This window comes from Streptomyces sp. NPDC002690, from assembly GCF_053592415.1.
Genome location: NZ_JBSFVR010000003.1, coordinates 46,066 through 70,057, shown reverse-complemented (window position 1 = coordinate 70,057; position 23,992 = coordinate 46,066). Strand labels below are relative to the sequence as shown.

The 23,992-nt window shown below is 73.2% G+C and carries 22 protein-coding genes and 1 pseudogene; 18 read left to right on the top strand and 5 right to left on the bottom strand.

The features are described from left to right. Nucleotides 1-351: 351 nt before the first annotated feature. From ACWD3D_RS00965 to ACWD3D_RS00910, 12 genes and pseudogenes are all read left to right on the top strand, one after another. Nucleotides 352-864, top strand: a pseudogene (locus ACWD3D_RS00965) (DUF2617 family protein); the annotation flags it as partial. Nucleotides 865-1,167: 303 nt separating this feature from the next. Next, a complete protein-coding gene (locus ACWD3D_RS00960) occupies nt 1,168-2,772 on the top strand; it encodes a polyamine aminopropyltransferase (protein ID WP_451458802.1) in 1,605 nt (534 codons plus the stop codon). Nucleotides 2,773-2,805: 33 nt separating this feature from the next. Next, nucleotides 2,806-3,771 carry an SRPBCC domain-containing protein gene (locus ACWD3D_RS00955; RefSeq protein ID WP_451458801.1) on the top strand — a complete coding sequence of 322 codons (966 nt, stop codon included), beginning with the start codon at nt 2,806-2,808 and terminating at the stop codon, nt 3,769-3,771. A gap of 81 nt (nt 3,772-3,852) precedes the next feature. Further along, nucleotides 3,853-4,644, top strand: coding sequence for an aldose epimerase family protein (locus ACWD3D_RS00950; protein WP_451458800.1), 792 nt, complete (start codon nt 3,853-3,855; stop codon nt 4,642-4,644). Between the two features lie 32 nt (nt 4,645-4,676). Then, nucleotides 4,677-5,216, top strand: coding sequence for an orotate phosphoribosyltransferase (pyrE, locus tag ACWD3D_RS00945; protein ID WP_387375115.1), 540 nt, complete (start codon nt 4,677-4,679; stop codon nt 5,214-5,216). Nucleotides 5,217-5,419: 203 nt separating this feature from the next. Then, nucleotides 5,420-6,442, top strand: coding sequence for a class II fructose-bisphosphate aldolase (fbaA, locus tag ACWD3D_RS00940; RefSeq protein ID WP_266707035.1), 1,023 nt, complete (start codon nt 5,420-5,422; stop codon nt 6,440-6,442). 185 nt (nt 6,443-6,627) lie between these two features. Then, nucleotides 6,628-7,788 (top strand): MalY/PatB family protein, encoded by a 1,161-nt coding sequence (locus ACWD3D_RS00935; RefSeq protein ID WP_451458799.1) that lies wholly within the window; start codon nt 6,628-6,630, stop codon nt 7,786-7,788. Nucleotides 7,789-7,952: 164 nt separating this feature from the next. Beyond that, nucleotides 7,953-9,563 (top strand): MFS transporter, encoded by a 1,611-nt coding sequence (locus ACWD3D_RS00930; protein WP_451458805.1) that lies wholly within the window; start codon nt 7,953-7,955, stop codon nt 9,561-9,563. A gap of 93 nt (nt 9,564-9,656) precedes the next feature. Next, nucleotides 9,657-10,070 (top strand): DUF3151 domain-containing protein, encoded by a 414-nt coding sequence (locus ACWD3D_RS00925; RefSeq protein WP_328720367.1) that lies wholly within the window; start codon nt 9,657-9,659, stop codon nt 10,068-10,070. Between the two features lie 251 nt (nt 10,071-10,321). After that, nucleotides 10,322-11,170: a tryptophan 2,3-dioxygenase family protein gene (locus ACWD3D_RS00920; protein ID WP_451458798.1), complete on the top strand. Its 849-nt coding sequence runs from the start codon at nt 10,322-10,324 to the stop codon at nt 11,168-11,170. After that, nucleotides 11,163-12,392, top strand: coding sequence for a kynureninase (gene kynU, locus ACWD3D_RS00915; RefSeq protein WP_451458797.1), 1,230 nt, complete (start codon nt 11,163-11,165; stop codon nt 12,390-12,392). Before ACWD3D_RS00920 ends, kynU begins: the two co-directional genes overlap by 8 nt. A 124-nt stretch (nt 12,393-12,516) precedes the next feature. Further along, nucleotides 12,517-13,389 (top strand): alpha/beta hydrolase, encoded by an 873-nt coding sequence (locus ACWD3D_RS00910; RefSeq protein ID WP_451458796.1) that lies wholly within the window; start codon nt 12,517-12,519, stop codon nt 13,387-13,389. Nucleotides 13,390-13,438: 49 nt separating this feature from the next. Here the strand turns inward: ACWD3D_RS00910 and ACWD3D_RS00905 are convergent, their stop codons facing one another. Beyond that, nucleotides 13,439-14,020 carry an XRE family transcriptional regulator gene (locus ACWD3D_RS00905; RefSeq protein ID WP_451458795.1) on the bottom strand — a complete coding sequence of 194 codons (582 nt, stop codon included), beginning with the start codon at nt 14,018-14,020 and terminating at the stop codon, nt 13,439-13,441. After that, nucleotides 14,017-14,232, bottom strand: coding sequence for a hypothetical protein (locus ACWD3D_RS00900; RefSeq protein ID WP_451458794.1), 216 nt, complete (start codon nt 14,230-14,232; stop codon nt 14,017-14,019). The genes ACWD3D_RS00905 and ACWD3D_RS00900 overlap by 4 nt, the downstream gene beginning before the upstream one ends. 36 nt (nt 14,233-14,268) lie before the next feature. On the opposite strand from ACWD3D_RS00900, the gene ACWD3D_RS00895 reads away from it, so the two are divergent. The 4 genes from ACWD3D_RS00895 to ACWD3D_RS00880 all read left to right on the top strand — a co-directional run bounded on the left by ACWD3D_RS00895 (nt 14,269) and on the right by ACWD3D_RS00880 (nt 18,513). Further along, a complete protein-coding gene (locus tag ACWD3D_RS00895) occupies nt 14,269-15,093 on the top strand; it encodes a methyltransferase domain-containing protein (protein ID WP_451458793.1) in 825 nt (274 codons plus the stop codon). Nucleotides 15,094-15,193: 100 nt separating this feature from the next. Next, nucleotides 15,194-16,549 carry a sensor histidine kinase gene (locus tag ACWD3D_RS00890; RefSeq protein ID WP_451458792.1) on the top strand — a complete coding sequence of 452 codons (1,356 nt, stop codon included), beginning with the start codon at nt 15,194-15,196 and terminating at the stop codon, nt 16,547-16,549. Next, nucleotides 16,546-17,208, top strand: a complete 663-nt coding sequence (locus tag ACWD3D_RS00885) for a response regulator (protein WP_451458791.1) — start codon at nt 16,546-16,548, stop codon at nt 17,206-17,208. Before ACWD3D_RS00890 ends, ACWD3D_RS00885 begins: the two co-directional genes overlap by 4 nt. A 99-nt stretch (nt 17,209-17,307) precedes the next feature. After that, nucleotides 17,308-18,513: a cytochrome P450 gene (locus ACWD3D_RS00880; protein WP_451458790.1), complete on the top strand. Its 1,206-nt coding sequence runs from the start codon at nt 17,308-17,310 to the stop codon at nt 18,511-18,513. Between the two features lie 68 nt (nt 18,514-18,581). On the opposite strand, the gene ACWD3D_RS00875 is transcribed toward ACWD3D_RS00880, so the two are convergent. Together ACWD3D_RS00875 and ACWD3D_RS00870 are read right to left on the bottom strand one after the other, a co-directional pair. Further along, nucleotides 18,582-20,240: an ABC transporter permease gene (locus tag ACWD3D_RS00875; protein ID WP_451458789.1), complete on the bottom strand. Its 1,659-nt coding sequence runs from the start codon at nt 20,238-20,240 to the stop codon at nt 18,582-18,584. After that, nucleotides 20,237-21,208, bottom strand: coding sequence for an ATP-binding cassette domain-containing protein (locus ACWD3D_RS00870; protein WP_451458788.1), 972 nt, complete (start codon nt 21,206-21,208; stop codon nt 20,237-20,239). The genes ACWD3D_RS00875 and ACWD3D_RS00870 overlap by 4 nt, the downstream gene beginning before the upstream one ends. Before the next feature lie 184 nt (nt 21,209-21,392). On the opposite strand from ACWD3D_RS00870, the gene ACWD3D_RS00865 reads away from it, so the two are divergent. Then, entirely contained in the window at nt 21,393-22,019 is a 627-nt protein-coding gene (locus ACWD3D_RS00865) for a GbsR/MarR family transcriptional regulator (protein WP_451458787.1), read from the top strand. A 575-nt stretch (nt 22,020-22,594) separates the two neighbouring features. After that, the gene (locus tag ACWD3D_RS00860; protein ID WP_451458786.1) at nt 22,595-23,044 is read left to right on the top strand and encodes a hypothetical protein; all 450 of its coding nucleotides are present in this window, start codon (nt 22,595-22,597) and stop codon (nt 23,042-23,044) included. Between the two features lie 13 nt (nt 23,045-23,057). On the opposite strand, the gene ACWD3D_RS00855 is transcribed toward ACWD3D_RS00860, so the two are convergent. Continuing rightward, nucleotides 23,058-23,936: a diacylglycerol kinase gene (locus tag ACWD3D_RS00855; RefSeq protein ID WP_451458785.1), complete on the bottom strand. Its 879-nt coding sequence runs from the start codon at nt 23,934-23,936 to the stop codon at nt 23,058-23,060. Nucleotides 23,937-23,992: the final 56 nt, after the last annotated feature.

Below are 23,992 nucleotides of genomic sequence, written 5' to 3'. Positions count from 1 at the left end.
GCCGACCTCTCGGGCTTTCTGCAACAGCAGGGCGGCGTGGCGGTGGTGGAGGCCGGAACGGTTCGTCTGTGGATCTTCGGTGCGGCCGGGTCGGCCGGAGGGGCGCGGCCGGGAGGCGCGCGGGGGCGTTCTGGTTGAACAGTTGAGCTGTATGGCCCCCCAGGGGATGGAAACCACGTCAAGTTGGTCAAAAACGCGGTGGATGCGGCGTAGTTCGTGATTCCCTCGTTTGACAGAACATTTCAGCCCACGGACCCCAGTTGGGCCGGATCGGGCGCTTCCCACCTCCCTCAGGTCAGACCTCCGGTGGCGCCCCCTGCTCATGTGTCCCTGCGTTTGCGGAGCCGACCCATGCTCACGTCCCTTCAGACGGCCTATTCCGATACCCGCGCTGCCGATCTGGCGTGGGCGCTCGGCAGGGAGCCGCTGCCCGCCCTCGCCGTGCTGGATCTCCAGCTCGGCGGCACCGCCATGCAGTTGAGGCTGCTCGGTGCCTCTCATCAGGTCCTGCTGGAGGAGGGTGGCGGCACCACCTGTTCGGAGACCGTGGCCTGTCTCCCGGGCAGCCGCACCCCGCTGCCCCTCGGGGTGGCCGAGCAACTCGGCGACCGGGAGTACGAGTTCGCCGCGCGCGTGGAGACCCTCAGTGAGGTGCAGTTCGCCGCGCGGGCGCAGGAGTTGCTCGCCCTGGTGGCCGAGCACCCGCACGGTCTGGCGGGCACGTTTCCGGGCAGCCCGTACGCCTTCACCGCGATGCTGGCGCAGCGCTCCGAGGGCCAGGTGCGGTGGCGTACCTGGCACGCGTACCCGCAGGAAGGGCAGTTGGTGGTCACGCGGACCCGGTTCGGGGTGCGGATTCCGGCGCTGCCCGGGGGTGCGGTGCGGCCCGGGGCGGTGGCGGGAGTGCCGGGTGTCCCGGCGCTGATGGCGCAGCCGACGCGTGGGAGGGCGGCGGTCTTTCCGGTCGCCTCCACCGTCGCGCCGGCCGTCGCCGCCGCGTCCGGTGTGCCCGCCCTGTCGCTCTGAGGTGGCCGAAAGGCGCGCGGCGTGCGGGGTGTTGGAGTGCGCCGGTGGGCGGTCGGCGCGCGCCGGGCGCTCGCTCGGGAGCCTCATGTGCACCCTTGCGGGTGACAGGGTGCGAAGGAATCGTGACGTAGCGTTCCCGGCATGATCGACCAGCAGGTGCCCCTTCTCGGGGGTGCGGCGCCCCTCCCCGTACACCCGCGGACCGGCCGCTTCCTCGTGCTGGCCTCCGTGTTCATCTGCGCAGCCTGCGGCTTGGTGTACGAACTCGAACTGGTCGCCATGGCTTCGTACTTGATCGGTGACTCGGTGACGCAGGCGTCGGTGGTGCTCTCCGTGATGGTCTTCGCGATGGGGATCGGCTCGCTCCTCGCGAAACGTTTACGCTGTCACGCCGCCGTGGGGTTCGCCCTGATCGAGGTGGCGCTCGCGCTGGTCGGCGGGTTCTCCGCCCTGGTGCTGTACGCCTCCTTCGCCTGGCTCGGGGAGTCACGCGTCGCGCTGGTCGGGTTCTCGGTGGCGATCGGCGTCCTGATCGGGGCGGAGATCCCCCTGCTGATGACCCTGATCCAGCGGGTCGACCGGCAGGACGCGGGCGGCACCGTCGCCGACCTGTTCGCGGCGGACTACGTGGGCGCCCTGGTGGGCGGGCTGGCCTTCCCCTTCTTGCTGCTGCCGATGCTGGGGCAGCTGACCGGCGCGCTGTTCACCGGCGCGGTCAACGCGGCGGCGGGCGGGGCCCTGATCCTCTGGCTCTTCCGCCGCGACCTCACCGCACGCTCCCGCTGGCTCCTCGTCCTCGCCGGGGTCTGCGCCATGGCGCTCCTGGCCACCGCCACCTTGCTGGTGGACGACTTCGAGAGGGCCGCGCGCCGGGCGGTGTACGGGGACGAGGTGCGGGTCGCGGTGCGGACCGGGGTGCAGGAGGTCGTCCTCACCGGCGCCGGGCGCGACTCCCTCGACCTCTACCTCGACGGCCGGCTGCGGGTCAGGGCCCGCGACGAGTTCCGGTACCACGAGGCCCTCGTGCACCCCGCGATGAAGGGCCCGCACGCCCGGGTGCTCGTCCTCGGCGGCGGCGACGGTCTGGCCGCCCGCGAGGCGCTGCGCTACCCCGACGTGAACCGGGTGACGGTGGTCGAGCTGGACCCGGGGGTCACCCGCCTGGCCCGTACCGACCCCGCGCTCTCCGCTCTCAACGGCCGCGCCTACGAGGACCCGCGGTTGACGGCGGTCACGGCGGACGCGTTCACCTGGCTGAGGACCGCACGCGAGCGCTACGACGTGGTCATATCCGATCTGCCGGACCCGGGCATCACGGCGAGCACCAAGCTCTACTCGGCCGAGTTCTACGGTCTGGTCAGGCGGGTGGTCGCCCCCGGTGGCCGGTTCGTGGTGCACGCCGGGCCGCCGGGGATGCGCCCGCGCACCTTCTGGACGGTGGACGCGACGGTACGCGCGGGCGGCATGGCCACCCGCCCGTACCGGGTCCTCGGGCGGCGGACCGGTTTCGCGAGCCCGGACCGGGTACCGGGCCCGGGCCCCACGGACGCCGCCGAGGACTGGGGCTTCGTGCTGGCGGCTCCGGGCGGGGTGGCACCGGCGCTGGGGCTCGGACCCCGGACCCCGGCCCTGCGGTCGCTCGACGGGGAGAGGCTCGCGGCTGCCGGACGGGCCGCGGAGGGAATTCGGATGCCGGCCCTGCCGCCGTCCACGCTGCTGCATCCGCGCTACGCCTCGGAGACCTGACGCGAGGGCCGGAGCGTGAGTAGGCTCGGTTTCATGGAGCATGAGGTGTTCGTTCCGGTTCCGGTCGCGTCCCTGCGGAGCGCGCTCGGGGACCCCGCACGGGTGGCACGCTGTGTCCCGTCCCTCCAGCAGGACGCGAGTGCGTCCGAGGCGCTCGCCGGCCGGCTGAGGTTCCGGGTGGACGGCCACACGATCACCTACCGGGGAGCCCTGGAGCTGACCGCGACGGACGAGGACACCGTCTCCGTCACCGGGGAGGGCGTGGCCGCCCGGGGTGCCGGCTCGGTGAAGCTGGCCCTGACGATCACCCTCGAAGCGTCGGCCGGGGGCGACGTCGGGAGCGGGACCGGCGGCGAAGCGGGTACGACGATCCGCTATACCGGCACCGCCACGGGGGACGGGCGGCTCGCCGGACTGGACGCCGAGGCCGTGCACGCCGCCGCCCGCCGGCTGCTCGACCGCTTCACCCAGCAGCTCGTCACGGAGAGCCTGGGGGCCCACGAGACCCACCCGTCCCATGAGGCCGGGGAGAGGCGCGAGGCACCCGGGACACCCGGTTCGTCCGGAGGCGAGGACGGCAGGAGCACCGGCACCGCCCCCGGCAGCGCACCGTACGAGGACACCGACACCAGCACCGGCATCGAGGCGCGGGCGGACGCCGAGACACGTCCGGACCGGGGCGACGCGGCTTCGCCGTCCGACGAGGGCGCAGGCTCCCTCTTCGACGCCCCCATGCCGCCCTCCTCGCTCGACGCGGGTGCCGGCATCGAGTTCGCCGTCCCGGACGAGCCTCCGGCGGAGGCCGCGCACGCGCGGCGCACCATGATCGGGCGGAGCGCCGAGGAGGTGGACCATGCGCCGCCGCGCGGCCGGTACGCGCCCGTGCCCTCGCCGGAGACCACCAACGCCTCGACCACCCTGCGGTGGGCGGCCCCGGCGGCGGTCCTCGCCATCGCCTCCGCCGTGGTGGTGGGCCGGGCACTGCGGCGCCGAAGGTGAGCGTTCCGGTGGGGTCGTACCGCGTCTGACGCCGGGCATCGATCCACCACGAATCGCGGGACGACCCCTTAGGGTCGTTCCGTGAGTAGCGAGAAGAGCGTCCGGCTGACAGCCGGCGACGCCGAGTTGACCATCGACCCCGTCCGAGGGTGCCGGATCACCAGCCTGCGGATCGGGGGCACCGAACTGCTGCGGCAGGGGGAGCGTTACGGCTGCTTCCCCATGGTTCCCTGGGTCGGGAGAACCGCGTACGGCGAGTTCCGCAACGGCGACACGGTGCACACCCTGCCGCTCAATTCGCCGCCGCACGCGATCCACGGCACCGGCCGCGACACCTCCTGGACCACCGCGCGCGAGGTGGAGGGCGAGGCCGCCTTCTACTACGACCTCGCCGAACCGTGGCCGTACGAGGGGCGGGTGACGCAGACCTTCGAACTCTCCGGGGACGCCCTGACGATCCGGATGTCCGTGGAGACGGCACGCGACTCCTTCCCGGCGCAGGCGGGCTGGCACCCCTGGTTCCTGCGCAACATCGGCGGCCAGGACGCCCGGCTCTCCTTCGACGCCGCCTGGCAGGAGGAGCGCGGCGCGGACCACATGCCGACCGGGCAGCGCATCGAGCCGCTCCCCGGCCCCTGGGACGACTGCTTCGGGATGCCGGACGGGGTCAGGGCCACGGTCACCTGGCCGGAGCAGCTGGAACTGACGGTCACCAGCCGCGACGAGTGGGTCGTGATCTACGACGAGCAGGACGAGGCGCTCTGCGTGGAACCTCAGTCCGGCCCGCCGAACGGGCTGAATTCCACTCCGCGCCTGGTCACGCCGATCGATCCGCTGGAGATGGCGACCACCTGGAGCTGGGCTCGGCTCTGAGGAAGCCGGCTCCGCCACGTACTCTCGACGGTATGACTGACGTACGCGCTGACCTGCTCCAGCAGATCAAGGACAAGGCCGTGGTCCACGGCAAGGTGACCCTCTCCTCGGGTCTGGAAGCCGATTGGTACATCGACCTGCGCCGGATCACGCTGGACGGCAAGGCCGCGCCGCTGGTCGGCCAGGTCATGCTCGACGCCACCGCCGAGCTGGACTTCGACTGCGTCGGCGGTCTGACCCTGGGCGCCGACCCGGTCGCCACCTCGATGCTGCACGCCTCCGCCGCGCGCGGTAAGACGCTGGACGCCTTCGTCGTCCGCAAGGCGCAGAAGGCGCACGGGATGCAGCGCCGCATCGAGGGCACCGACGTCAAGGGCCGCCGCTGCCTGGTCGTCGAGGACACCTCGACGACCGGTGGTTCGCCGCTGACCGCCGTCGAGGCCGTCCGCGAGGCCGGTGGCGAGGTCGTCGCCGTCGCCGTGATCGTGGAGCGGGGCGCCGCCCCGGCCATCGCCGAGGCGGGACTGCCGTACCTGCACGTCTACTCGGTCGCCGATCTCGACCTGGCCTGAGTCACCGAGGCGAGTTGGGGCTCTGACCTGCGGTTTTTCCCGGGGTGCACTGTTTCACGTGAAACAGTGCACCCCGGACCCGTTTCTACGGGGGTCCTCCGGGTGGAGTCCCCGCAGGAGTCTGGGAAGATGGGCACGACGATGACGTCGCCCCCAGGTCAGGGACCAGCACTGCACACCCGCACATCCCAAGGAGCGGACAGATGCCCATCGCAACCCCCGAGGTCTACGCCGAGATGCTCGACCGGGCGAAGGCAGGCAAGTTCGCCTACCCGGCCATCAACGTGACCTCGACCCAGACGCTCCACGCGGCTCTGCGCGGTTTCGCCGAGGCCGAGAGCGACGGCATCGTCCAGATCTCCACCGGTGGTGCGGAGTTCCTGGGCGGCCAGTACAACAAGGACATGGTGACGGGCGCCGTGGCCCTCGCCGAGTTCGCGCACATCGTCGCCGCCAAGTACGACATCACCGTGGCGCTGCACACCGACCACTGCCCCAAGGACAAGCTGGACGGCTACGTCCGCCCGCTGCTCGACATCTCCGCCGAGCGCGTCGCCAAGGGCCTCAACCCGCTGTTCCAGTCCCACATGTGGGATGGCTCGGCCGAGACCCTCGCGGACAACCTGGCCATCGGTCAGGAGCTGCTCGCGAAGGCAGCCGCCGCCAAGATCATCCTTGAGGTCGAGATCACCCCGACCGGTGGCGAGGAAGACGGCGTCACGCACGAGATCAACGACGAGCTGTACACCACCGTCGACGACGCGCTGCGCACCGCCGAGGCGCTCGGCCTGGGCGAGAAGGGCCGCTACCTGCTGGCCGCCTCCTTCGGCAACGTCCACGGCGTCTACAAGCCGGGCAACGTCGTGCTCCGTCCCGAGCTCCTGAAGGACCTCCAGGAGGGTGTCGGCGCCAAGTACGGCAAGACCTCCCCGTTCGACTTCGTCTTCCACGGCGGCTCCGGCTCCACCGCGCAGGAGATCGCCACCGCGCTGGAGAACGGCGTCGTGAAGATGAACCTCGACACCGACACCCAGTACGCCTTCACCCGCCCGATCGCTGACCACATGTTCAGCAACTACGACGGCGTGCTGAAGGTCGACGGCGAGGTCGGCAACAAGAAGACGTACGACCCCCGCACCTGGGGCAAGTCCGCCGAGGCGGGCATGGCCGTGCGTGTCACCGAGGCCTGCGCCAACCTGCGCTCCACGGGCACCAAGCTGAAGTAAGCGCGGACGGGGCCTCGTGGCCCCGTCCAGCGTGCGTGGCGGGCCCGACGCTCCTGGGTGATCCCCGGGAGGTCGGGCCCGTGGCGTGTGCGGCCCCGGGCGGAGCACCCGAGCCCGGCCGGGGGCGGGGACCGCGCCCGGACCGTACGAACCCCGTGAACGACCGAACCGTGTGAGGTACCGCTGTGAGTCCGTCCTACGATTTCGACGCCGTCGTCGACCGCCGGGGTACCTGGAGCGTGCAGTGGGACGGGGTCGCCGACCGGTTCGGGGTGGACGGACTGCTGCCGTTCACCATCTCCGACATGGACTTCCGGACCGCGCCCGAGGTGCTGGACGCGCTGCGTGCCCGGATCGACCACGGGGTGTTCGGGTACACCGACTGGCAGCAGGACGACTTCCGTTCGGCGATAGCCCACTGGTACGCCACCCGCTACGGCACCGACATCGACACCGGGCAGCTCGTCTACGGCCCCTCCGTGCTCAACCAGCTCTCCCAGTTGTTGCGGATGTGGACCGGGCCCGGCGACGCGGTGGTCACCCACACCCCGGTGTACGACGGCTTCCGCAAGGCGATCCTCGGTCTGGGGCGCGAGATGCGTGGGGTGCCGGTCGGCGACGACGCGGCGCTGGAGCGGGAGCTCGCCCGCCCCGACGCGAAGGTGCTGCTGCTCTGCTCGCCGCAGAATCCCACCGGGCGGGTGTGGACGGAGGCCGAGCTCACGAGGATGGCCGAACTGGCCGCGCTCCACGGTGTGCTGGTGATCAGCGACGAGATCCACTCGGACTTCGCCCACGAGGGGTACCGGCACGTGCCGTGGACCCGGGTGGCGGACCGCGGTCCCGCGCGCTGGGCGCTCATCACCTCCGGGTCCAAGTCCTTCAACTTCCCCGGGCTGACCGGCTCGTACGGGCTGATCGGTGACCCGGCGGACCGCGCCGAGTACCTGCGGCGGATGGCGACGGCGGAGGGGCTGGAGTCTCCGGCGGTGCTCGCGCTGACCGCCCACATCACCGCGTACCGCGAGGGCGGGCCGTGGCTCGACGCGCTGCGCACCTACATCGCGGGGAACCTCGCCCTGGTCGAGGAGCGGCTGCACGCCGCCTTCCCGGAGCTGGGCTGGCGTCCGCCGCAGGCCGGATACCTCGCCTGGATCGACCTGCGGCCGCTCGGCCTGGACGACGACGCCCTCCAGCGGGTGCTGATCGAGCGGGAGAAGGTCGCCATCATGCCGGGCGGGGTCTACGGCTCCGACGGCTTCGTACGGCTCAACGTCGGCTGTCCGCGCGCCAAGGCGGAGGCGGGCGTCGACGCGCTGGTCCGGGCGATCCGCTCGCTGCGGTAACCAGGGCGGGCGTACGGGAACGCGGTCCGGCGGGTGTCATCGGCGGCCGGCGCCCACTGGCCGCGCCGACGGGCAACGGCGATGCTGCCCCCATGGGTGAGACACCCGAGGGACCCCCGACGCCCCGAGACCACCGGCCCGCCGAGGACCGCCCGCCCGAACCGGTGGCAGCCGCGGGCGGGGCGGGGGACACCGGTGTGCCGAAGACCGCCGGGGAGATCCGGGCCGCCTCGGCGCCGGGGCGGTGGATCGTGCTGACCACCGTCCTCGGCTCCGGCATGGCGATGCTGGACTCCACCGTGATCAACGTGGCGCTGCCCCGGATCGGCGAGGACCTCGGTACCGACCTCGCGGCGCTCCAGTGGACCGTCAACGCCTACATGCTGACCCTCGCCGGGCTGATCCTGCTGGGCGGGGCGCTCGGCGACCGGTACGGGCGACGGCGGGTCTTCGTCGTCGGCGTCGTCTGGTTCGCCCTCGCCTCGCTGGTCTGCGCCGTCGCGCCGAACGCCGCCGTGCTGATCGCGGCGCGCGCCTTCCAGGGCATCGGCGGGGCGCTGCTCACCCCGGGATCGCTGGCGCTCATCCAGGCGAGCTTCCACCCGGACGACCGGGCGCGGGCGGTCGGGCTCTGGTCCGGCTTCGGTGGGGTGGGGGCGGCCATCGGGCCGTTCGTGGGCGGCTGGCTCGTCGACGGACCCGGCTGGCGCTGGGTCTTCCTGCTCAACCTGCCGGTCGCCGCGCTCTGCGTCCCCGTGGCCCTGCGCCATGTGCCGGAGTCGCGGGACCCGCGCGCCCATGGGCGCTTCGACGTCCTCGGGGCGGTGCTCGCCGCCGTGGCGCTGGCCCTGGTGACGTACGCGCTGATCGAGGCGCCGGGGAGCGGCGCCTCACCCGCGGTGATCGGGGCGGCGGTGGGCGGGGTACTGCTCGGGGCGGCGTTCGTCCGGGTGGAGCGGCGGCGGCCGGACCCGATGGTGCCTCCGGCGATCTTCCGTTCGCGGCTGTTCACGGTGGTCAACCTGGTGACGTTCTGCGTGTACGCGGCGCTGGGCGGGTTCTTCTTCCTGTCCGCGATCCAGCTCCAGGTCGTGGCCGGGTACTCGGCGCTCGGCGCCGGCACCGCGCTGCTCCCGACGACCGTGCTGATGCTCTTCTTCTCGGCCGCCTCCGGCGAACTCGGCCACCGCATCGGGCCCCGCATCCCGCTCACCGTCGGCCCGTTGCTGGCCGCCGGGGGCATGCTGCTGATGCTGCGGGTCGGGCCGGGGAGCGCCTCGGTGACCGGGTACCTGAGCGAGGTGCTGCCCGCCGTGGTGGTGCTGGGCCTGGGTCTGGTCACCCTGGTCGCGCCGCTCACCGCGACCGTGCTGGCGGCGGTGGACACCGGGCAGGCGGGGCTGGCCAGCGGCATCAACAACGCCGCCGCCCGCGCCGCCGGACTGATCGCGGTCGCCGCGCTGCCGCTGCTGGCGGGCATGGGCCCGGAGGCGTACCGGGACGCGGGGGAGTTCGCCGCGACCTTCCGGCGGGCGATGCCGATGTGCGCGGGGCTCTTGGTGGCGGGGGCGGTGCTCGCCTTCTGCACGGTGCGCACACCGGCGGCGGCCCCGGGACGGGCCCCGGACACGGACTCGGGCCGGGGCACCGGCAGGCAACGGGCGGAGGGCGGCGGGGCGCATCCGGCGGAGGGTCCCTGCCGGCCGGAGTGCACCGTGCACTGCGGGGTCGTGGCGCCGCCCCTGGAACCCTCCCGGCGGCGGCCCGGGGAGTGACGGGGCGCCGTACCCGCGGAGGCACCGGCGGGGGTGCGGGCGCGGGGCCGGGCGGTGTCCCACGACGGCGGGGTGCCAGGCACACTGGGACCCATGTCCATCCACGAGAACCTGCTCGGGGGCCCCGCCCCGACCCACCTGCCCGACGACCCGGAGCCGCGCGGGCTGCTGGCCGGCGGCACCCCGCCCGCCGAGGTCGCGGCGAAGTACCCCACCTCCTCGCTCGCCTGGGCGCAGCTGGCCGACGACGCCTTCGAGGGCGGCCGGGTCATCGAGTCGTACGCCTACGCCCGCACCGGCTACCACCGCGGGCTCGACGCCCTGCGCCGGGCCGGCTGGAAGGGCCACGGGCCCGTCCCGTTCGAGCACGAGCCCAACCGGGGCTTCCTGCGCGCCCTGCACGCCCTCGCGCGCGCCGCCGGAGCCATCGGGGAGCAGGAGGAGTACGAGCGCTGCTCGACCTTCCTGCGCGACTCCTCGCCGACCGCCGCCGACATCCTGGGCTGATCCCACCAGGAGGCACGGGGCAGCCCCAGGGCGCCCGTCGTGCCCGCTCACCGGCCCGCAGCCCGCTTTGTCGGCTGCGGGCCGGTATGCGTGGGCGGAGGGTACGGGCCGCGCCCCGGCCTCGCGATCAAGGGCGTCCGGGCCGAGCCACCAGCCCGCTTTCGGCCCTAGGATGCGCCGCAGGGGACCGGAGCCCACCCAGCTAGGACGGGGCGGACCGCTACCCGGAGGATCGTGCCGAGGAGACAGAGATGTCGGCGAACCACCACGACCCCGAAGAGACCGGTGCGGAAACCCCGTACCTCGACTTCGCGGGAACGACTCCCTACGAGGACTACGTCCAGGCGGACGTCCTCACCCATTTGCAGCAATTGCGCTCCGACGATCCCGGCGAGATGGTCTTCCTCGTCACCACCCAGGTCATGGAGTTGTGGTTCACCGTCCTGGTGCACGAGTGGGAGACGGCGGCGCTGGCCCTGCGCGAGGACCGGCTGCCGGTCGCGCGGGACGCCCTGAAGCGCTCGCTGCGCCAGCTGGAGGCACTGAACGCGTCCTGGCGCCCGCTGGCCCAGCTCACCCCCGCCCAGTTCAACTCCTACCGGAGTTCGCTCGGCGAGGGCTCCGGCTTCCAGTCGGCGATGTACCGGCGGATGGAGTTCCTGCTCGGTGACAAGTCCGCCTCCATGCTCGTACCGCACCGGGGTTCCCCGCGCGTGTACGCCGAGCTGGAGAAGGCGCTGAGCCAGCCGAGCCTGTACGACGAGACGCTGGCGCTGCTCGCGCGGCGCGGCCACCCGGTGCCGAGGTCGGTCCTCGACCGTGATCTGCGGCAGAAGTACGAGCCCTCCCCGGTGGTCGAGGCCGTCTGGGCGCGGATATACGCAGACCCGGAGAAGTACGACGAGCTGGTACGCCTGGGCGAGCTGCTCACGGATGTGGGTGAGCTGGTCTGGCGCTGGCGCAACGACCATCTGGTGGCGACCCGGCGGGCCATGGGCTCGAAGACCGGAACCGGCGGTTCCGCCGGAGTGGCGTGGCTGGAGAAGCGCGCGCAGAAGACCGTGTTCCCCGAACTCTGGACGGCCCGCAGTCATGTCTGAGACCCACCACCGCCTGCTGGCGGACCGTGCGGCCAAGCTGGACGCCGCCGACGAACTCGCCTCCCTGCGTGAGCTGTTCACGCTCGACGAGGGCGTCTATCTGGACGGCAACTCGCTCGGCGCGCTGCCCGTCCACGTGCCCGACCGGCTGCACGAGGTCATCACCCGCGAGTGGGGCGAGCTGCGCATCGGATCCTGGGACGAGAGCGGCTGGTGGACCGCGCCCGAGCGGGTCGGCGACCGCATCGCGCCGATCGTCGGCGCGGCGCCGGGCCGGATCGTGGTGGGCGACTCCACCAGCGTCAACGTCTTCAAGGCGCTGGTCGCCGCGACCCGGCTCGCGCCGGGCGGGCGGGACGAGATCGTGGTCGACGCCTCGACGTTCCCCACCGACGGCTACATCGCCGGTTCGGCCGCCCGGATGACCGGTCACCGGATCGTCCCGGTCGACCCCGCCGATGTGCCGACTGCTGTCAACTCCCGTACGGCAGCTGTGCTGTTGAACCATGTCGACTTCCGCACCGGGCGTCTGCACGACCTGCCCACGCTCACCGCCTCCGTGCAGCGCGCGGGGGCCGTGGTGGTCTGGGACCTCTGCCACAGCGCCGGTGCGCTGCCGGTCGGTCTGGACGAGCACGGCGTGGACCTGGCGGTCGGCTGCACGTACAAGTACCTGAACGGCGGCCCGGGTTCGCCCGCTTACCTGTACGTCGCCGAGCGTCACCAGGGCGTCTTCGACTCCCCGCTGCCGGGGTGGAACTCGCATGCCGACCCGTTCGGCATGACCCCCGGTTTCGAGCCCGCCGAAGGCTCCGCCCGGGGCCGGGTCGGCACGCCCGACATCCTCTCGATGCTGGCGCTGGAGTCCGCGCTCGACGTCTGGGACGGGGTGCCGGTCGAGGCCGTACGCGCCAAGTCCCTCGCCCTGACGGACTTCTTCCTGGAGTGCGTCGAGGCGTACGCCCCCGAGGGCCGCGTCGTCTCCGTCACCCCGGCCGCGCACGCCGAGCGCGGCAGCCAGATCGCCCTGCGGTGCGCCGAGGCCGAGCCGGTGATGCGCGAACTGATCGCCCGGGGCGTCGTCGGCGACCTGCGCCGCCCCGACGTGCTCCGGTTCGGATTCACCCCGCTGTACGTCGGCTTCGCCGACGCGGAGCGGGCCGCCCGGGTGCTCGCCGGCGTGCTGGCGGACGTCCCGGCGGGGGCCGCGGCGAAGGGGTGACGGCGTCGGAGCGGTCGCGGACGGAGCCAGGGGGGACCGGCTCCGTCCGGGGACCGCTCCAGGGCCTGGTACGGTCCCCGCAGGTCGGACAAGTGGGGCAGCCCAAAGGATGGTTGGAGCAACAATGTCGGATTCCGCCGCGCGCGATCGGGACGCCGTAGAGGAGAAGTCGGCGTTCGCCAATGCGGAGATCGCCCCCGACCGGACCGTCGCCTACGGGGACCACCCCGACCAGGTCATCGACCTCTGGGCTCCGGCGCACGGGTGGACCAACATGCCGCTCGTCGTCCTGCTCCACGGCGGCGCCTGGCGCGCCCCGTACGACCGCCGTCACGTGTCGCCGCTCGCCGCGTTCCTCACCGACCGCGGCTTCGCCGTCGCCAGCGTGGAGTACCGGCGCGGAGCGGACCCGTCCTCGGCGGGGGAGGGGAACGCGGCGGGCCGCTGGCCCGAGACCTTCGACGACGTGGCCGCCGCGATGGACGCCATCCCGGCCATCGCCGCACGGGAGCTGCCGGAGGCGGACCTGCGCCGGACCGTCGTCACCGGGCACTCGGCGGGCGGCCACCTCGCGCTCTGGGCGGCGGCCCGGCATGTGCTGCCGGCGGGGTCGCCGTGGCGGCTGCCCGAACCTCCGCCGTTGCGCGGGGTGGTGGCGCTGGCGCCGATCGCCGACCTGCTGACCGCCGCGAAGCTCGGGATCTGCTCCGGGGCCGTCCACGAACTCCTCGGCGGTGAGGAGGGGTTCGCCGAACGGCGCCCGCACGTCGACCCGGCCGTCCTGCTGCCCACCGGCATCGCCACCCACATCGTGCAGGGGTGCGACGACATCGTCGTACCGCCGTCGGTCGCGGAGGCGTTCGTCGCCGCGGCGGCGACGGCGGGGGAGACGGTCGGGCTGACCCTGCTGGACGAGATCGGCCACTTCCCGCTCATCGACCCCTCGACGGACGCCTGCGCGCTGGTGGCGGACGAGCTGGAACAGCTCGCCTGGTGACGTGCGCGTCCGGCGGTGTCCGCAGCCGTGGCGGGCCGCGTCCGGCGGATCAGCGCTCCGGGCGCAGATGGGTCCGCCGGCCGTCGCGGTCGAAGATCGCGAGGATCTCCGCCGGACCGCCGCGCGCGCCGAAGGCGTGCGGGACCATCGTGGAGAACTCCGCTGCCTCGCCCGTCTCGACGGTGATGGTCCGCTCCCCCAGCAGCAGCACGACCGTGCCGGAGAGCACGGTGAACCAGTCGTTGCCGCCCGGGTGCACCTTCAGCTCGTCCTGCCCGTGCCGTGGCTCGGGCGCGGTGATGCTCATCCGGACCACGGTGACGCCCGGTTGCCCGCCCTCCCGGTTCAGCAGCCAGGTGGTCGTCCCGCACTCCGCGTCGTGCTGCGGGCGGATCACCACGTCCTCGTCCGAGACCGACTCCACCAGCGCGTCCAGGGTCGTCCCCAGGGCGCGCGCGATCGAGCTGAGCTGATCGAGACCGATCCGCCGGTGGCCGGTCTCGATACGGCTCAGGGTGGAGGGGCTGAGGAAACAGCGCGCGGCCAGATCGTCGAGCGACCAGCCCTGGGCGGTACGGAGGCCGCGTATCCGCTTGCGGACCAGGGAGTCGAGTTCACCGTCTTGCGTCATACGCAAGATGCTATGCCTTTGGCGCAAGGCGTGCGTAGGCTCGAACCATGGACGACAACGACGCGCACCGGCACGGGCACGATCACCAGCAGGGACAGCGGCACGGGCACACCCCCGGCCACCAGCACGGTCACGGTCATGGGCACGGCCACGGTCATGGGCACGGCCACGGCCACGGCCACGCTCATGGTCATGGTCATGGTCATGGTCACGGCTCGCAGGATGCCGACTTCTCGGTACTGACCGAGATGCTGGACCTAGACGCCGAGGTGCTGCACGCACACCTGGACGAGCTGACCGGCTGGATCGAGGAGCTGTCCGGCGGTACGACGGCGGAGGCGTCGGGCGCCCCGGAGGGCTCGGGACTGCGCGTGCTCGACCTGGGCAGCGGCACCGGAGCGGGCACCTTCGCCCTGCTCCAGCGGTTCCCCGGCGCCGACGTCACCGCCGTGGACGCGTCGCCCGCGATGGCCGCCCGACTGGAGGAGAAGGCCGCCGCGCTCGGGGTCGCCGGCCGCGTCCGTACCGTGGTGGCCGACCTCGACACCGAGGCCCTGCCCGCCGGGCCCTTCGACCTGGTGTGGGCCTCCGCCTCGCTCCACCACATGGCCGACCCGGCCGCCGTCCTGGCCCAGGTCCGCGAGGTGCTGCGGCCCGGCGGGCTCATGGTCGCGGTCGAGCTCGAAGGCTTTCCGCGCTTCCTCCCCGACGACCTCGGCATCGGCCGCCCCGGACTGGAGGAGCGCTGCCACGCGGCCCAGGCCGAGGGGCGGAAGGCCGCCGGGATGCACATGACCGAGGACTGGGGCACCCGCCTGCGCGAGGCGGGGCTCGACGTGGTGGCCGAGCGGGTCCTCGCCATCGACCTGGCCGCCCCGCTGCCCGCCGCCACCGGTCGCTACGTCCTGGCCTCCCTCACCCGGGTCCGGTCGGCGCTGGAGGACGTACTCGACGCCGAGGACCTCGCCACCCTGGACGCGCTCACCGACGCGGACGGCCCGCACGGGGTACTGCGCCGCGACGACCTCACCGTCCGCACCGAGCGGAGCGTCTCGATCGGTGTCCGCCGCTGAGGTTCGTAGCACCTGAGGCTTCGTAGTACCTGAGGCGGAGGGACCCGTATCCGCTTCTGTGGGGACGACCCCGGCCCGCGCCTCCCCCTACCGTGAGCACGTGACCGAGACCCGAGCCCAGACGAAGACCAGAACACCGGAGTTCCAGGCGGCGGCGAGTGCGCTGGGCGGCCTGCGGCAGGATCTCCTGAGCGACGTGTTCGCCTACCGCCCGCTCGCTCCGCTCGACGGCGACGGGCCGCTGCTGGGGGCACTCCCGGCGAATGTACGGAAGAAGCTGGTGTGGACCCCGCACGCCCTGGTGCTGGGGGCCGCGCTGATCTGTGTGTTCCTCGGGATGGCCCAGTCGGGGGACGAACTGGTGCTCTCCCTGGTGCCGGCGATATCCGTGGCCCTGACCCTGGTCCGCCCGGTGACCGCGTTCTGGACCTCCGTGCTGGGCACGTTGGTGGTGGCCGGGGGTGGCGGCGTCGGCCCGTGGGCGGCGAGCAGCCTGTGGGGGCACCTCGTCGTGCTGGTCGTCGTCGCTGCCCGCACCCGGCCGCGTACCGCCGCCTGGGCATGGTTCCTCACCGTGCTGCTGGGCGTGCTCATGGAGAGCGCGGCCTACTCCGACGGCACGTCGACCGCCGCACCCATGTTCGTCGTGTCCGCGCTCGCCCTGCTCGTGGTCACCGTCGTGCAGGTCCGGCGCGAGGCCAGGCGTGAGGTGAGCGAGGCCGAACGGGAGGTGACCGTCCAGCGCACCGTCACGGCCGTCGAGCGCGACCGGCGCACGCTGCTGGAGGAGCGCACCACCATCGCCCGCGAACTGCACGACGTGGTCGCCCACCACATGTCCGTCGTGGCGATCCAGGCCGAGGCCGCGCCGTACCGGGTGCAGAACCCGCCGCCCGAGCTGGAGCAGGCGTTCGTCACCATCCGCGAGAACGCGGTGGCCGCGCTCACCGAACTGCGCCGCGTCCTCGGTGTCGTACGGGCCGAGGACCAGGAGGCGCCGGACGCTCCGCAGCCCACGCTCGCCCGGCTCGACCGGCTGCTCGACAACGTCCGCGAGGCGGGCCTGGAGACGGAGAAGACCGTCACCGGGGCGGTCCGCGAACTGCCTCAGGGCGTCGAGCTGTCGGCCTACCGGATCGTCCAGGAGGCGCTGAGCAACACCCTGCGCCACGCCCCCGGCGCCACCGCCGTCGTCGAGATCGCCTACGTTCTCGGCGGGCTCGGGGTACGGGTGGTCAACGGCCCGCCCACCGGGCCGGTCAAGGTCTCGCCCGGCGCCGGCCACGGCATCACCGGGATGCGCGAGCGGATCGCCATGCTGGCGGGCGAGATGACCGCAGGGGCGACCGAGGAGGGCGGCTACGAGGTCGCCGCCTTCATCCCGGTGCCCCGGGCGGCGGAGCCCGCCGAGAGCGCGGAAGCCCCCGCCGACGATGCGCGGGAGGCCGCCGCGTGAGCGACGTCCGGGTCCTGATCGTGGACGACCAGATGCTGGTCCGCGAGGGCTTCTCGGTGCTGCTCAACGCCATGCCGGGGATCGAGGTCGTCGGCGAGGCCGTCGACGGGAGGCAGGCGATCGCGCGGACCGCCGAACTCGCCCCGGACGTCGTGCTGATGGACATCCGCATGCCGGAGATGAACGGCATCGAGGCCACCCGCGAGATCGTCGCCGCCGACGCGGATGCCAAGGTGCTGGTCCTGACCACCTTCGACCTCGACGAGTACGTGTACCAGGCCCTGCGCGCCGGGGCCTCCGGCTTCCTGCTCAAGGACGCCTCCGCGCGCCAACTCGCCGAAGGCGTACGGGTGGTGGCATCCGGCGAGGCGCTCCTCGCGCCTACCGTGACGCGTCGGCTGATCACCGAGTTCTCCAAGCTGGCCCAGGCGCCGAGACCCCCGGCCCTGGCCCGGATCGGGGACCTCACCGAACGCGAGACGGAGGTGCTGGTGCTGGTCGCGCAGGGGCTCTCCAACGCGGAGATCGCCGCGCACCTGGTGGTCGCCGAATCCACGGTCAAGACCCACGTCAGCCGGGTCCTGGTGAAGCTCGGGCTGCGCGACCGCACCCAGGCGGCGGTCTTCGCGTACGAGGCACGGCTGGTCACACCGGGGTAAGGGCTGTCCCGCGAGTCCTGCGTCGCGCACCCGCCAGGAATCGCGGGACAGCCCTCGGGGGCCGGCCGCTCCGGGGCGGGCTGCCGGTAGCGTCGGGGCATGCACGTGTCATTCGACCCCTGGTCACCCGCGTTCGTCGCCGACCCGTACCCCGCCTACGCCGCGCTGCGCGCCGCCGGCCGGGTCCACTGGTTCGAGCCGACCCGGCAGTGGCTGATCCCGCACCACGCCGACGTGTCGGCTCTGCTCCGCGACCGGCGGCTCGGCCGGACGTATCTGCACCGCTTCACCCACGAGGAGTTCGGCGTCACCCCGCCGCCCGCCGCGCACGAGCCGTTCACCACCCTCAACGGGCAGGGGCTGCTCGATCTGGAGGCGCCCGACCACACCCGCATCCGGCGTCTCGTCTCCAAGGCGTTCACACCGCGCACGGTCGAGCGCCTCGCGCCGACCGTGCGGCGCCTCGCGGCAGAGCTGGTCGACGCGTTCGTGGCCGAGGGCGGCGGCGACCTCCTCGCGGCGGTCGCCGAACCGCTGCCGGTCGCCGTGATCGCCGAGATGCTGGGCGTCCCGGAGTCCGACCGGGCGCTGCTGCGCCCCTGGTCCGCCGCGATCTGCGGGATGTTCGAGCTGAACCCGTCGGAGGAGACCGCGCGGGCGGCCGTGACGGCGTCCACCGAGTTCTCCGCGTATCTGCGCGAACTGATCGCCGTGCGTCGGGAGAAGCCCGGCGAGGACCTGATCTCCGGGCTCATCGCCGCCCACGACGAGGACGAGCGGCTCACCGAGCAGGAGATGATCTCCACCTGTGTGCTGCTGCTCAACGCGGGCCACGAGGCGACCGTCAACACCACCGTGAACGGCTGGCGCACCCTCTTCCACCACCCCGGGCAGCTCGCCGCGCTCCGGGCCGACCACGGCCTGTTGTCCACAGCTGTGGAAGAACTCCTGCGCTACGACACCCCGTTGCAGATGTTCGAACGCTGGGTGCTGGACGACATCGAGATCGGCGGCACGGTGGTCCCGCGCGGCTCCGAGGTGGCGCTGCTCTTCGGCTCCGCCAACCGCGACCCGGAGCGTTTCACCGACCCCGACACCCTGGACCTGGCCCGCCCGGACAACCCGCACGTCACCTTCGGCGCGGGCATCCACTACTGCCTCGGCGCCCCGCTGGCCCGTATCGAACTGGCCGCCTCCTTCGACGAGTTGTTGCGGAAAGCGCCGGGAATGCGGCTGGTCGAGGAGCCGCTGTGGCACCCGGGGTATGTGATCCGGGGTCTGAAGGGCCTGCACGTGGAGGTGTGAGATGCCCGTCGGACCTGCGGGGGGTCACCCCGCAGCTCTCACCCCCGCAGCTCTCACCCTCGCAACTCTCACCCCCGCAGGTCCCGGCGGCGCAGTGCGGCGAGGCCCGCCGCCACCAGGGCCACCGCCACCGCCGTCAGGGCGGCCAGGGCCCATCCCCGCAGGTCCTCGCCCCCGGGGAGCTTCGGCAGGTGGCTGAAGGGCGACACGTCGAGCACCGCCTGCGGGAGTCCGGCCGCCGGGCCGATCCAGCCGAGCGCCAGGCAGAGCCCGGCCGCGCCCCAGGAACCGGCGACGGAGATCCGGGGCGCCGCCCCGTACAGCAGCACGGCCACCCCGCCCAGCAGCCAGATCGCGGGGAGCTGGACCAGGGCGGCGCCGAGGACGGCCGGGAGGCGGTGGCCGTAACCGGCGGCGAGTCCCAGGCCGCCCGCACCCATCAAGGCGACCGCGCCGCCGAACGCGAACAACAGGTGTCCACCGGCCCAGGCGGTCCGGGAGGCGCCCGCCACGAGCACCGGTTCGGCCCGGCCGCCGGTCTCCTCGGCGAGCGGCCGGAGCGCCGAGGAGACCACGTAGAGCGCCGCGACCATGCCGAGCATCCCGGCCATCGCGGCGAGGAACGCGTCGGTCAGCCCGGCCGCACCGCCCATCCGCGCGATGATCTCCCGCGTCTTCTCGTTGCCGCCGACGAGGTCGGTGGCCCCGTTCGCGAGCCGGCCGAAGACGAGCCCGACGACCGCGAAGGACACCGTCCATCCGGCCAGCGGGCCACGCTGGAGCCGCAGCGCCAGTCCGTACGGCGTGGTGATCCGGCCGGTCGCGGGACCCGGGCGGGTCGCGAACAGGCCGCTTCCCAGGTCCCGTCGGGCGGCCAGCGCGAAGGCGAGCGCGAGGAGCACGGCGGTGCCGGCCACGAAGAGCAGCGGCACCCACCAGCGCTCGCCGGCGTACGCGCGGGTGTTCTCCACCCAGCCGAAGGGGGAGAGCCGGGTCAAGGCGGAGGAGCCGCCGGTGCTCGCCGCGTCACCGGCGGCCTTGAGGACGAACGCGGCGCCGAGGGCGGCGGCGGTCACGCCCTTCGCGGCGCGCGCGGTCCCGGTGAACTGCGCGGAGACGGCGGCGACGGCGGCGAAGAGCAGCCCCGTACCGGCGACCGCGAGGCCCAGCGCGTAGGCACCGGAGCCGCCGCACCCGGCGGACGTCAGGAGGACCACCACGAGCGCGGCGAGCGCCAGATCGGCCACGGCGGCGGCGAGGAGTGCGGCGGTCAGCGGGGCGCGGCTGCCCAACGGCGCGGCGGAGAGCATCTCCTGGCGTCCGGTCTCCTCCTCCTCGCGGGTGTGGCGCACGACGACGATCAGCGACATCACGGCGGCCAGCCCGGCCCCGAAACCGCCCATCCGCCAGGCGACGAGCGCCCCGGTCGAGTCGCCCAGGACCGGGCCGTACAGCGCCCGGAGACTTCCGTTGGCGTTTGTCGAGGCCGCGAGCCCGACGCGGTCCGCGACGGTCGGGTAGAGGGAGGCGAAGGAGCCGGCGACGGAGGCGAACGAGGCGCCGATCGCCAGCAGCCACACGGGGATCCGTACCCGGTCACGGCGGAGTGCGAGACGCAGCAGCACGCCGGTGCCGGTGAACGGGCCGGAGCGGGCGAGGCGTCGGGTGCCGGCGTCGCCGGGGTGGGGGAGCGCGCCCGAGTCGTCGGTGGTCGTCGCCGAGGTCATCGCGCCGCCGTCCCGTCCTCGTCGTGGCTCCGGGGGGCGTTTCCCGTGGCGGTGTCGTCCGCAGGGGTGTCGTCCGCCGTCGTGCCGTCCGACGCGTAGTGGCGCAGGAACAGCTCCTCCAGGGTCGGCGGTGCGCAGCTCAGGGCGCGTACACCGGCGGACGCCAGCGCGGCGAGTACCGCGTCGAGCTTGTCGGTGTCCACCTGGCAGCTGATCCGGGCGCCCCGCGCCTCGTACCCGTGGACTCCGGGGAGTGTCGCCAACCGGTCTGGTACGGCACGGAGTTCGGCGGTGATTCCGGTACGCGTCAGATGGCGCATCGCGGTCAGCGAACCCGTCTCGACGGTGCGGCCCCGGCGGATGATGCTCACCCGGTCGCACAGGGTCTCGACCTCGCTCAGGAGGTGGCTGGAGAGCAGGACCGTGCACCCCCGGTCGCGCGCCTCGGTGACGCAGTCCCGGAACACCGACTCCATCAACGGGTCGAGTCCGCTGGTGGGTTCGTCCAGGATCAGCAGTTCGGCGTCGGAGGCGAACGCGGCCACCAGGGCGACCTTCTGACGGTTGCCCTTGGAGTACGTACGCCCCTTCTTCGCCGGGTCCAGCTCGAAGCGGCGGACCAACGCGTCGCGCCGGGTCCGGTCGAGTCCGCCGCGCAGCCGCCCGTAGAGGTCGATGACCTCGCCGCCGGTGAGGTTCCGCCAGAGCGTGACGTCGCCGGGGACGTAGGCGAGCCTGCGGTGCAGGGCGACCGCGTCCTGCCAGGGGTCTTGGTCGAACAGCCGCGCGGTGCCGGAGTCGGCGCGCAACAGGCCGAGCAGAACACGGATGGCGGTGGACTTCCCGGCGCCGTTGGGACCGAGGAAGCCGTGCACCTCCCCTTGTTCCACGGAGAGTTCGAGGCCGTCCAGTGCGGGGGTCCGGCCGAACGACTTGTGCAGTGCGGACACGGAGATGGCCGTCGTCATGGTTCTGAAAGTACGTGGGTTTCACAAAGTTCTGAAGTTAAGGAACCGTATAAAGTCGGGAAGCGCGTGACACCGCGAGCCAGGGCGTGCGGAAGTGGGCGGAACACCCCTCGGAAGTGGGCGGACACCCCTGACACTCCCTGAAGGGCCGGCCGGAGGGCCGGATCGGGAGGACGGAACGGCGATGGGCGAGAGTGCGGGCGGTACGGGCGGCAGCGGCGCCGGACCGGATTCCGGGGAGCGGCCGGGCGTCGGCGCGCGGGACGGGGCGGCCGTCTCGCGGTTCGTCGAGCGGTTCGCGGCCGACACGACGGAGGCCGGCATGCAGCGCATGGCCTCGCGCGTCTTCGCCGCACTGCTCGCCGACGACGACGCCACCATGACCTCGGCCGAACTCGCCTCCGAGCTGCGGATCAGCCCGGCCGCCGTCTCCGGCGCGATCGGCTACCTCACCCAGGTCGGCATGGTCGGCCGGGAACGCGAACCGGGCTCCCGCCGCGACCGCTACCGGCTTCACCACGAGATCTGGTACACCACCTTCGCCGGACGGGACCGGGTCATGACCCGCTGGGAGCAGACCCTCCGCGACGGGGCCCGGTCCCTCGGCGAGGACACCCCGGCGGGCGCGCGGCTCGCGGAGACGGCGGAGTTCTTCGAGTTCGTCCAGGACGAGATCGTCACGATGATGGAGCGCTGGAAGGCCCGCCAGGAAGCCCGCCGGGAGGTCGGCCTGGAGTCCCGCCGGGAGGCTGGCCTGGAGTCCCGCCGGGAGGTCGGCGGGCCGGAGGCGACGCTGACCGCCGACCGCTGAACCGCCGACCGCTGAACCGCCGACCGTTGAACCGCCGACCGTTGAACCGCCGACCGTTGAACCGCCGACCGCTGAACCGCCGACCGTTGAACCGCCGACCGCCTGACCGCCGACCGCTGAACGTGGCGTGCCGGACCGTGGACGACCGCCGTGGAGGCACCGCATGAAGGAATGGCCCGCGCGGCGACGCACCGCCGTACTGGGTGGCACCGTCCTCGCCGGAGTGCTGGCACTGGCCGGGGGTGCGGAGGCCGTCGCCCGGCACGTGGTGGACGGGCGGGTGGAGAAGCTGGCCGGCGAACGGCTCGGCTCCGAGGTGACGGCCGACACCGACGGCTGGGGTCTCGTGGCGCTCACCCGCGGCAGACTGGGCACTCTCACTTTGCACGCGGACGACGCGACGCTCGACGGGTTCGACGGAGTCGTGGTCGACGCGGTGCTCAGGGACCTCACCGCCCCCGACGGAGGCGGCCGGGCCTCGGTGTCCGGCAGCAGCGCCCGCGCCGAGATACCGGCCGACGCCCTGCGCGCCCGGGTCGCGGCGGCCGGCGGCGCGTTCGGAGCGATGGTCGGCGGTGTCGAACCTCGTCCGGCCGACGGGACGCTGCGGATCATGCTGGGCGGGGGGCGGCCTCGGGCAGGCCGACATACGGCCCGAGCTGCGCGACGGTACCGTCCGCTTCACCCTGACCGGCGCGAAGATGTTCGGCGTCGCCGCCCCGAAGTCCGTGACCGACACCATCGAGTCGGCCCTCGCCGGTCTGACTCCGGCCGGTCCGGGCGTCGGCACCGGGGGTACAGGTGGTGCGGCGGGCGGTACGGGCGGCGGTGCGGGTGCGACCGCCTCGGATCGCGCGGCGGAGGCGCTGGGCCTGCGCCCCACCGCCGTCACGGTCACCGAGGACGGGCTGCGGGTGGACCTGAAGGGCGGACCGGCCGAGTTCGATCAGGACATCGGGGCTGCCGGGGCTACCGGGGCTGCCGGGGCCTCCAGGGTTTTCGGCGCTCCGGACGGGGGTCGCTGAACCCGCCCCGGGGTCAGGCCGCGGCCTCGGCCGCCGGAACCATCAGCCCCCAGGCATTCGCCCACACCGTCCACGTCCGCCGCCGGACCGGGCCGTGGAGCTGTATGTCGGCGCGGTAGCGGAAATCGGGGCCGGAGACCGTCACCGCCTTGGCCTCCGCCGTCACGGTCTCGCCGCTCGACGCGCGGACGACCACCTCGGCCAGGCCGCCGCCGTTCAACGAGGTCACGGTGACCGCCTCCACGGCCCGGTCCAGATCGTTGAGGAGGAGACCGTCGGCCTCCACCCGCAGGCGGTAGCCGGTGGCCCCGGTGGTGGCCGGCGCGGGGAGGGGACGGACCAGGGTGCGGACCAACGAGACGCAGCTGTCCCAGACGGCCGTGACACCCGAGTGGGCCGGAGACGCCGTGCCGTCCGTGCCCTGACCTGGCGCGGGAGGAGGCGCCGGGACGTCCACGCCCCCCAGGACCACGCCGTCGCTGTCGTCGACGAGCAGGTCGAGACGGTGCACCGCTCCGTCCAGCGCCGTGCGCGCCGCCGCCACCGCGCCGCGCGGCACACCGAGGGAGTGGGCGAGCCGCAGGGCGGGCGGGGCGCCGACGGGGACGAGCGCCAGGGCGCTGTCGGCCAGCTCCCGGTCCCGGTGCAATTGGGCCACCGCGCGGAGCAGGGCATGGTCGTCGCCGATGACCACCGGCCGCCTGTTGCCCCGCCGGGACAGGGCGCGGGCGAACTCCTCCGGGGTGTCCGGAAGGGAGATCTTGGCGTGCGCTCCGGCGTTCAGAACGTCCTTCGCGATGCGGACGGACTCGCCGTCGGTCCGGCGGGCAACCGGGTCGATGACCACCAGCAGCTGGTGGCCGTCGTCGCCGGGGGGCTCTGCAGCCGACACCTCGGTCCTTCCTCGGGTAGCATCTTGGTGCAAGAGCCCCTTGCGCTATTGCGCCA

Coding starts and splice junctions, on each gene's coding strand:
- ACWD3D_RS00955 (WP_451458801.1), top strand. CDS start 2,806: ATGGAGCATGAGGTGTTCGTTCCGGTTCCGGTCGCGTCCCTGCGGAGC.
- ACWD3D_RS00905 (WP_451458795.1), bottom strand. CDS start 14,020: ATGACGCAAGACGGTGAACTCGACTCCCTGGTCCGCAAGCGGATACGC.
- fbaA (WP_266707035.1), top strand. CDS start 5,420: ATGCCCATCGCAACCCCCGAGGTCTACGCCGAGATGCTCGACCGGGCG.
- ACWD3D_RS00925 (WP_328720367.1), top strand. CDS start 9,657: ATGTCCATCCACGAGAACCTGCTCGGGGGCCCCGCCCCGACCCACCTG.
- kynU (WP_451458797.1), top strand. CDS start 11,163: ATGTCTGAGACCCACCACCGCCTGCTGGCGGACCGTGCGGCCAAGCTG.
- ACWD3D_RS00910 (WP_451458796.1), top strand. CDS start 12,517: ATGTCGGATTCCGCCGCGCGCGATCGGGACGCCGTAGAGGAGAAGTCG.
- ACWD3D_RS00875 (WP_451458789.1), bottom strand. CDS start 20,240: ATGACCTCGGCGACGACCACCGACGACTCGGGCGCGCTCCCCCACCCC.
- ACWD3D_RS00880 (WP_451458790.1), top strand. CDS start 17,308: ATGCACGTGTCATTCGACCCCTGGTCACCCGCGTTCGTCGCCGACCCG.
- ACWD3D_RS00870 (WP_451458788.1), bottom strand. CDS start 21,208: ATGACGACGGCCATCTCCGTGTCCGCACTGCACAAGTCGTTCGGCCGG.
- pyrE (WP_387375115.1), top strand. CDS start 4,677: ATGACTGACGTACGCGCTGACCTGCTCCAGCAGATCAAGGACAAGGCC.
- ACWD3D_RS00865 (WP_451458787.1), top strand. CDS start 21,393: ATGGGCGAGAGTGCGGGCGGTACGGGCGGCAGCGGCGCCGGACCGGAT.
- ACWD3D_RS00920 (WP_451458798.1), top strand. CDS start 10,322: ATGTCGGCGAACCACCACGACCCCGAAGAGACCGGTGCGGAAACCCCG.
- ACWD3D_RS00895 (WP_451458793.1), top strand. CDS start 14,269: ATGCTGGACCTAGACGCCGAGGTGCTGCACGCACACCTGGACGAGCTG.
- ACWD3D_RS00960 (WP_451458802.1), top strand. CDS start 1,168: ATGATCGACCAGCAGGTGCCCCTTCTCGGGGGTGCGGCGCCCCTCCCC.